8 protein-coding genes are annotated in these 8415 nt (G+C 65.7%); 1 reads left to right on the top strand and 7 read right to left on the bottom strand.

Going from position 1 to position 8415, the window contains the following annotated elements; translation table 11 throughout:
* A partial coding sequence (locus I6U14_RS10715) for an efflux RND transporter permease subunit (protein WP_296899194.1) occupies window positions 1-1376 on the top strand: 1376 nt, incomplete at its 5' end.
* Between the two features lie 336 nt (window positions 1377-1712).
* On the opposite strand, the gene sbcB is transcribed toward I6U14_RS10715, so the two are convergent.
* From sbcB to I6U14_RS10675, 7 genes are all read right to left on the bottom strand, one after another.
* Complete coding sequence (sbcB, locus tag I6U14_RS10705) at window positions 1713-3152, bottom strand: exodeoxyribonuclease I (protein ID WP_296899192.1); 1440 nt, start codon at window positions 3150-3152, stop codon at window positions 1713-1715.
* A gap of 96 nt (window positions 3153-3248) precedes the next feature.
* The gene (gene rplS, locus I6U14_RS10700) at window positions 3249-3611 is read right to left on the bottom strand and encodes a 50S ribosomal protein L19 (protein WP_296899190.1); all 363 of its coding nucleotides are present in this window, start codon (window positions 3609-3611) and stop codon (window positions 3249-3251) included.
* Window positions 3612-3616: 5 nt separating this feature from the next.
* The gene (gene trmD, locus I6U14_RS10695) at window positions 3617-4399 is read right to left on the bottom strand and encodes a tRNA (guanosine(37)-N1)-methyltransferase TrmD (protein WP_296899188.1); all 783 of its coding nucleotides are present in this window, start codon (window positions 4397-4399) and stop codon (window positions 3617-3619) included.
* Window positions 4400-4469: 70 nt separating this feature from the next.
* Window positions 4470-5021, bottom strand: coding sequence for a ribosome maturation factor RimM (gene rimM / locus I6U14_RS10690; protein WP_367115657.1), 552 nt, complete (start codon window positions 5019-5021; stop codon window positions 4470-4472).
* Window positions 5022-5067: 46 nt separating this feature from the next.
* Window positions 5068-5337, bottom strand: a complete 270-nt coding sequence (rpsP, locus tag I6U14_RS10685) for a 30S ribosomal protein S16 (RefSeq protein ID WP_296899187.1) — start codon at window positions 5335-5337, stop codon at window positions 5068-5070.
* 269 nt (window positions 5338-5606) lie between these two features.
* On the bottom strand, window positions 5607-6554 hold the full coding sequence (locus I6U14_RS10680) for an alpha-E domain-containing protein (RefSeq protein WP_296899185.1): 948 nt from the start codon (window positions 6552-6554) through the stop codon (window positions 5607-5609).
* Window positions 6555-6624: 70 nt separating this feature from the next.
* A complete protein-coding gene (locus I6U14_RS10675) occupies window positions 6625-8130 on the bottom strand; it encodes a circularly permuted type 2 ATP-grasp protein (protein ID WP_296899183.1) in 1506 nt (501 codons plus the stop codon).
* Window positions 8131-8415: the final 285 nt, after the last annotated feature.

The raw sequence follows: 8415 nt of genomic DNA, 5'->3' as shown, positions 1-8415 counted from the left end.
CGGCGCCGCAGACTGCCACCGTGGACTACAACAAGCGCTACGTGGAGCAGCTCCAACGCACCTTCGAGCAGGTGCCGGAGTACCAGGAGAGCTTCATCATTGCAGGCTTCATGGGCGACACGGCGACGACCTTTGGCGGCTTCAAGATGCCCCAGCCCTCCGAGCGCGAGCGCTCCCAAATGGACGTGCAGCCGGAGCTTCAGGGCATGCTTGGCGGCATCGCCGGCTTTGACACCGTGGCCTTCCCGCGCCCGAGCCTGCCCTCCCCGGGCCAGGGCATCCCAGTGGAGTTTGTGCTGATCTCCGATGCCCCGGTGGAAGAGCTTGCTGGCTATGCCGACGAGATCGTCGGCCGCGCGATGCAGAGCGGCAAGTTCATGTTCTTGGACAAGGACATCAAGCTGACCCGCCCGCGCACCATCATCGAGGTGGACCGGGACCTGGCCGGCGATCTCGGCATCAGCATGCGGGCCCTCGGGCAGTCACTCGCGTCCATGCTGAACCAAGACTACGTGAATTGGTTCAGCCTCGCCGGGCGCAGCTACCAGGTGATCCCCCAGGTGCCGAACGCCGCCCGCAACGACCTGGAGAAGATCCAGGACTACCAGATCGCCACCGCCTCCGGCGAGCTGGTGCCGTTGTCCACGCTGGTCAGCGTGCGCGAAGAGGTGGTGCCGTCCAAGCGCGTGCAATTCCAACAGCTGAATGCCGTGACGCTGTCCGGCGTGATGCTGACATCCTTGGGCGAGGCGCTCGGCTATCTGGAGACCACCGCCCGCGAGGTCGCGCCGCGCAATGTCCGCTTCGACTACAAGGGCGAGTCACGCCAGTTCCGCCAAGAGGGCGCGGCGCTGGAGATTACCTTCTTCCTATCCATCCTGGTGATCTACCTGGTGCTGGCAGCGCAATTCGAGAGCTGGCGGGACCCGTTCGTCATTTTGATGTCCGTGCCGCTCAGCATCGCCGGCGCCATGGCGTTTCTGTTCCTTGGCTTTGCGACCGTGAACATCTACACCCAAGTCGGCCTGATTACCCTCATCGGCCTCATCGCCAAGAACGGCATCCTGATCGTCGAGTTCGCCAATCAGCTGCGCGAGCGCGAGGAGCTGGACAAGCGTGACGCCGTGGTCAAGGCGGCCATGATTCGCCTGCGGCCCATCCTGATGACCACAGTATCGATGCTCGTCGCCATGATCCCGCTCCTCACCGCAAGCGGCCCAGGCGCCGTCAGCCGATTCGACATCGGTCTGGTCATCACCACGGGGCTCGGCATCGGCACGCTATTCACGCTGTTCATCGTGCCCGGCGTGTACGTGCTGGTCGCCTCCCGCCAGACCCAACGGGAACTCGAAGCAGCGGCTGCCGCGCGCGCCTGAACCAGTATTCTTTGACGCCGCGGCGCTCATGGAGTGCGAGCTTCCGGACCTGGTCATGGCCAGCGGTCGCCGGCGACAGCACCTCGATGAGCCAGTCCGGTACGCCGCGATACTCCTTGTCGTCGAGCTTCGATGAGTCGCAGACCTCAGTATCGGCGAGACGCCGCGGTGCGACAACGTTTGACCATATGGACGCAAGTCAGCGCCTTCGCCCACGGGTTGAGCGAGAGGCCCCGGCGACGTGTGCTTCGTGGTGAACTGCTCTTTCTGGACTCAACTCTTCTGACCTGTTGCGACCCAGCGCGACGCTCGGCACCCCGCAACGGGCAAATCCCCCTACGGTGCAGCGTCCATCACCCGCTCACCCCAGGCAGCGAGGTCGTCAAGCAGCTGCATGCGCTCGGGGTCATCCGCAGCCTCGGCCTTCAGCTCCAGGATGCGCGCATCGAAGTCGTTGATGGTGATGGAGGCGCCGGCGTCAGGGTCGGTCAAGCGCTCGAAGCGCCAGGCGTCCCAGTCCTCGCGCTCGGCCTCGCTGAGGGTCTCCGGCCAGCTGCGGGCACGCATGCGAAAGAGCAGCGTCGGCAGCCGCGGGTCGTCGAAACGGGGATGCTCGGAGGCCAATGCTTGGGGAGCAAGCTGGTGCAGCCGCGCCATGGTGCGGATATCGTTGTCCTGAAAAAAGCCGCCGCCGTATAGCATGCGCTCGGGGTCGCGCGGCCCGGTGTCGGGCTCGCGGTGGTGCACCTCCCGGACCTTGGCAGCGATGGCAGCGGCGTGTTGCCGTATGACGCTGCTGTGCTGCTCGACCCGGGCTGGATCGATCTGCCAGCGCGCTGCGGCATCGGCACCGAGGGTTTTCATCGGCGCAAGCATCGGCACGTGGTTGGTCTTGAGCCCCTTGAGCGGAATGCGCTCAACACCCGGCGGCAAGTCGTCAGCCGCAACAAACAAGCGGGCGCGGATCTCATCCACCGACAGGTCCAGCAGCACCGCAGGGTCGGCGCGCAGATCAAACACCCAATGCTGCTTGGGGTTGTCCTCGGCGGTGGCCACGACGGCCACCGGCGCGATGCAGCCTTGGGCCGCCGGGTAGCGTTGGGAGACATGCAGCAGCGGCTCGCCGCGGTCGATCAGCTCGTCGACCTTCTGACGCTGACGCAAGGTCAGCGCATAATCGAACAGCCGCGGCTGCGCCTGCCGCAGCAGCCGCGCCATGGCGAGGGTGGCACGCACGTCGGCGAGGGCGTCATGGGCGCCCGCGTGGTCGATGCCGTTGGCTTCGGTGAGGTGCTCGAGCCGGAATGAGGTGATGCCGGGCTCGCGCTCCGGCCATTCGATCCCGTCCGGGCGCAGGGCATGAGCCAGGCGCAGCGCGTCGATCAGATCCCAGCGAGAATTGCCGTTGCGGTGCGCGTGGGCATAGGGCTCGAGGAGGTTGCGGTAGAAGAGATACCGCGTGACCTCGTCGTCGAAACGCAGGCTGTTGAAGCCGACACCACAGGTGCCGGGAGCAGCAAGCTCGGCTTGGATGCGGCGGGCAAACTCCGACTCGGGCAGGCCCTCGCGGGCCGCGCGCTGCGGTGTGATGCCGGTGATCAGGCAGGCATCCGGCTGCGGCAGCAGGTCATCGGCGGGCCGGGCAAAGATGACCAGTTGCTCACCGACCTCCCGGAGCTCGGTGTCGGTGCGCAGCCCGGCGAACTGACAGGGCCGATCGACAGCTGGGGCGTTGCCCCAGGTCTCGTAGTCGTGCCAATAGAAGGTGTCGGCCAAGCCTGCGCCTGTACGGTCTGCGTTGGCGACGGCCGTGCTGCGTCAAGCGCCTTAGGTGGGGTGATCCGGCGGCGTTGCTTTGGCCGTCGGAGGCCGTCAGCTGCCGGCGCGGGGACCGACCTTCTCTTTGATACGCGCGGCCTTGCCGGTACGCCCGCGCAGGTAGTAGAGCTTGGCGCGGCGCACATCGCCGCGGCGCTTCACCTGGATTTCCGCCACTGCCGGGCTGTAGGTTTGGAAGACGCGCTCGACGCCCTCGCCATGAGAAATCTTGCGCACGGTGAAGGCGGAGTTCAGACCGCGGTTGCGCTTGGCAATGCAGACGCCCTCGAACGCTTGCAGGCGTTCGCGGTTGCCCTCCGTGACCTTCACCTGAACCACGAGGGTGTCGCCTGGAGAAAAGTCCGGCACGGACTTCTGCATCTGCTCTTTTTCGAGCTCTTCGATGATGTTGCTCATGTTCGCTATGGCTCCTGTTCCGCAGCCTGTGCAGTATCGGGACCATCGCGGCCCCGCTTGTATTCATCCAGCAATGCCCAATCAGCCGCATCCAGCCCGCGGGCGCGCAGCATGTCCGGCCGTCGTTCCCATGTGCGCCCGAGGGCCTGTTGTCGGCGCCAGCGCTCAATGGCTGCATGGTCGCCGCTCAATAGAACCGCCGGCACCGCACGGCCGTCAATGACCTCTGGGCGGGTGTAGTGCGGGCAGTCCAGCAGGCCGTCGCCGTGGGAGTCCTGCAGCGCGGAGTCCGCATGCCCTAGGGCGCCCGGCAGCAGCCGGATCACCGCATCCATCACCACCATCGCAGCCAGCTCGCCGCCGCTCAGCACATAGTCGCCGATGGACCATTCCTCATCCACACGGCTTTCGATAAGACGCTCGTCGACGCCCTCGTACCGGCCCGCCAATAGAATCCAGCCCGACGTGGCAGCGATGCGCCGCATGTCTGCCTGGCCCAGAGGCCGGCCCTGGGGGCTCAGATAGGCGACCCGGCTCTCACAGCCTGTCGCGGCGGCCGCCGACTTGGCCGCATCGATGGCGGCCCGCAGCGGTTCGACCTTCATCACCATGCCAGGGCCGCCACCATAGGGCCTGTCGTCGACGGTGTGCTGCGCGTCAGTGGCGAAGCCCCGGGGGTTCCAGGTCACCAAGTCCGCGATGCCCCGCTTCAGGGCCCGGGCAACCACGCCCTCCTCGCTCAGTATTCGAAACTGCTCTGGGAACAGCGTGATGACGTCGAAACGCATGTGCGCTCCCACTGCCGCCACCTCCGGGCCGTGCCCAGCTCGATTGACCCGCTCAGCTCCGGTGCGGGGCTCAGAAGCTGGGATCCCAGTCCACCAGTATCCGCCCGCACCCGAAATCGATGTCCTTCACCACCTGGTCCCACACGAAGGGCACCAGCCGCTCGCGCTCACCCTGCACCACCATCACGTCGTTGGCGCCGGTGGGGAACAAGTGGCTCACCCGGCCGAGATCTCTGCCGTCCACCGTCCTGACCGATAGCCCCTCCAAATCCGCCCAGTAGAGCTCGTCGGCCGCGGCCGGCGGCAGTTGATCGCGTCGGACGGCGATCGGCCGCCCGCTCAGTGCCGCAGCGCTGTCGCGGTCATCACACCCTTCCAGCTTTGCGATGAGTGCCTTGCCGTGGCGACGACCCTCGACGACGGCCATCGCGATGCCGTCAACTAACCAAGGCCGATAGCCGAGGATGTTCTCCGGCGGCTCGGTGTCCGAGTGGATGCGAACCCAGCCTCGTACACCATGTGGGGCACCAATGCGGCCTACGGGGATGCGTCGGGCGTCGCCATGCCGCTCCACATCGTCCCCTTCCAGCATCGCGGCCATGCCTTCGGTGGAGCCCGTCACTGGATGGCATCAACCGCAGACCCTACGGGCGCTGCTGCGCAGGGCTTCAGGCCTCCAGTGGCGATGCGTCCGCCTGCTTGGAAGCCTCCTTCAGCAGCGCAGCCACACGCTCAGTCGGCTGCGCACCCTGGCTGATCCAGTGCTCAGCGCGGGCACGATCCACGCGCAGGCGCTCGGCGCCGCCCTTGGCGCAAGGATCGAAGAAACCGATGCGCTCGATGTTGCGGCCATCGCGTGCACGACGGATGTCGGCGACGACGATCTGGTAGAACGGCTTCTTCTTCGCGCCGCCGCGGGAAAGACGAATCTTGACCATCTTGGGTTTCCGGTTGACTTACCTGTTCGACTGCGATGCCCGATCGGCCGGGGTCCGGCGTCAGGACACGCGGCGTTGGCCCGCCGCGCGCCGCGCCACACGCTGGCACTAGGGGCCGCCGCACAGGACGCAGCAAAACCCACAATAATACACGAACTTCAGAAAACGGAAAGGGCCGATGAGGTGAAAGTGAGGGGTTTCGACGGTGCCGCTGCTACCGGGCGCTGCGGCGAGACCAGCGCCCGACCAATGGGCGCCGGTGTGGCGCTTCAGGCCGCCTCCTCGATCGCCAGGGGGGGCGGAAACCAGGTGGCCGCAATCTCGCCATGCAGGGCCGCGATGCCGAGCTGCACATCGTCGACGAAGTGGTGCAGCTCAGCCTGGCTCAGCGCTGGCAGATCCGCCCCGTCCAGTAAGCGGACCAATCGGCCGACCTCTCGCAATGACGCCTCGTTGCGCGGCAGCCGCTCCAGACCAAGGCGGGCGTGCTCGATGCACCAGCGTACCGAGCGCGGGAATTGTGGGTTCTTGAAAATGAAACGCAGCACTGGGCCGCGCTGCACCCGAATCTGCTCGCTGCGCCGATACATCTGGTAGGCGGTCATCGACTTCAGCACGCTCACCCATTGAATGTTGTCGTAGGGGCGAACGCCGTCGGCGTCCGGCAGCAGCGCTGCGGAGTGGACATCGGCGATGCGCGTGGTCATGTCGGCACGCTCCAAATAGCGGCCGAGACGCAGGAACTCGAAACCCTGGTCATGCAGCATGGTGCCGTCCAGCATCCCCGCCAGGGTCTGACAGCGCAGCACCAGCTCGCGCAGATAGGCATGGCGGCCGGTCTTGGCCAGGCCCTTTTGCAGCTCGCCGGATGCGAACAGGTGCAGGCCGTTGATCTGCTCCCAGAACTCCCGCGGCACGATGTCCCGGATGGTGCGGCAGTTCTCGCGCGCGGCGGCGAGGGCCGTCAGGATGGAGCCGGCGTGGCGCTCGTCGCCCAGCAGGAAGCGCACCACCTGTCGCTCGCCATAGTCCTTGTAATGCTCTTCGAACAGCGTATTCGCGCCGGTGATGTCCACCAGCGGCCGCCAGCCGGGTGCAACGCCCTTGGGCAAGTCCAAGAGCAGGTTGGCATTAACGGTGACAATGCGAGCCGTGTCCTCGGCACGCTCGACGTAGCGGGCAAGCCAATAGAGATTCTCTGCGACGCGGGAGAGCATGGGACGTGATTCCTAGTGGCTGGTGCTGCGGGCGTCGGTATATTCGGGGCAGGACCCCGCACCCTGCGGATCAGGACTGGGATTGCGACTGTGTTTGCGCCTGGGCCTCAACCTGGGACTGCTCTCCGGCGCCCTCAGGGATGATCCAGGTGTCCTTACTGCCGCCCCCCTGGGAAGAATTCACCACCAGTGAGCCCTTGCGCAGGGCCACCCGGGTCAGCCCGCCCATGGTCACACTCTGGCGGTCGGCGGAGAGGATGAATGGTCGCAGGTCCACGTGGCGCGGCTCCAGCGCGTTCTTGACGATCGTGGGCACTGTGGAGATGCCGAGCGTCGGCTGGGCGATGTAGTTGCGCGGGTCCTTCTTCACCAGCTGCACGAATTTGTTGCGCTCCGCCTGGGTCGCCGCGGGACCGACGATCATGCCGTAGCCGCCGGACTCGTTGGCGGGCTTCACCACCAGCTCGGCGATGTGCTCGACGACATACTTGAGCGCGTCAGGCTCCATGCAGCGGTAGGTAGGCACGTTCGGGATGATCGGATCCTGATCCAGGTAGTACTTGATGATCTCGGGCACGAAAGCGTAAACGACCTTGTCATCTGCCACACCGGCCCCGGGGGCATTGGCCATGGCCACGTTGCCTGCCTTCCAGGCCCGCAGCAGCCCGGGCACGCCGAGAATGGAATCGGGGTTGAAGGCCTCCGGGTCCAGAAAGAGGTCGTCGATACGCCGGTAGATCACATCCACCCGCGCCGGGCCGTCGACGGTGCGCATATAGCAGCAGTCGTCATCGTCGACGAACAGGTCCCGCCCCTCCACCAGCTCCGCACCCATCTGCTGGGCGAGATACGAGTGCTCGAAGTATGCGGAGTTGTAGATGCCGGGCGTCAGCACGGCCACCTCCGGATACTCAGCCGGCCGCGGCGACAGTGCCGCCAGCGTGTCGAACAGCTGGCTCGGGTAGTCGTCCACCGGCAGCGGCGCATAGTGCTCGAAGAGCTCCGGCAGCACCCGCTTGGTCACCAGCCGGTTCTCCAGCATGTAGGACACACCGGAGGGCACGCGCAGGTTGTCTTCCAGCACATAGATGGTCCCGTCGCGGTCCCGCACCAGGTCCGAGCCACAGATGTGCGCCCAAATGCCGAGGGGCGGGTCCACGCCAACGCATTGCGGCCGGAAGTTGGCCGACTTCTCCAGCACCGCACGCGGAAAAACCCTGTCTTTGACGATGCGCTGGTCGTGATAGAGGTCGTCGATAAACAGGTTCAGCGCCTGCACCCGCTGCTTGAGGCCCGCCTCCACACGGCGCCACTCGGGCTCCGGGATCGCCCGCGGGATCACGTCGAACGGCCAGGTGCGATCGATCATCCCGCCCTCCTCCGAGTACACCGTAAAGGTGATGCCCATCTCCTTGATGGATGCCTCCGCCGCCTGCTGTCGGGCGGCGAGCTCGTCCGCACCGAGGGCGTCTAGATCCGCCGCCAGGGCCTCACAGCCGCTGCGGGGCGTGCCCGGGCCGACCATTAACTCGTCGTAGAAGCCCTCGCAGGAATATTCGTCCCAAGCCCGTTGCATTGTTCAACTGCCGCCCGTTTGCTGTTAACACCGCTGGGATGCGTAACTGCCCCACAAAGCCCCAAAGCAGCCCATGGCACTGCCCGCCTATCTCCCTGACTCCCGGGCATTGTGCAGCCCGAGCAAGGCATTGCTCAAATCCGACTGATCTCTACCTCGCCGGCCGAACCTTAAGGAGATGCTGATTTATTGGGCATCCTGCCCAAAAATCAGACGGAGCCGGGCCTGTCCAGACATTGGGCGGTTTCCCGGCTCCTTCATTGTCAGCGACTTGCGTCGCCGAAA

It is taken from the genome of Thiohalocapsa sp., from assembly GCF_019695415.1.
Classification (GTDB): domain Bacteria; phylum Pseudomonadota; class Gammaproteobacteria; order Chromatiales; family Chromatiaceae; genus Thiohalocapsa.
This window is presented reverse-complemented; position numbering and strand designations above follow the sequence as displayed.

Excerpts from the sequence above, each read along its gene's own strand:
- rplS (WP_296899190.1), bottom strand. The coding sequence starts at position 3,611 with ATGAGCAACATCATCGAAGAGCTCGAAAAAGAGCAGATGCAGAAGTCC.
- trmD (WP_296899188.1), bottom strand. The coding sequence starts at position 4,399 with ATGCGTTTCGACGTCATCACGCTGTTCCCAGAGCAGTTTCGAATACTG.
- rpsP (WP_296899187.1), bottom strand. The coding sequence starts at position 5,337 with ATGGTCAAGATTCGTCTTTCCCGCGGCGGCGCGAAGAAGAAGCCGTTC.
- I6U14_RS10680 (WP_296899185.1), bottom strand. The coding sequence starts at position 6,554 with ATGCTCTCCCGCGTCGCAGAGAATCTCTATTGGCTTGCCCGCTACGTC.
- I6U14_RS10675 (WP_296899183.1), bottom strand. The coding sequence starts at position 8,130 with ATGCAACGGGCTTGGGACGAATATTCCTGCGAGGGCTTCTACGACGAG.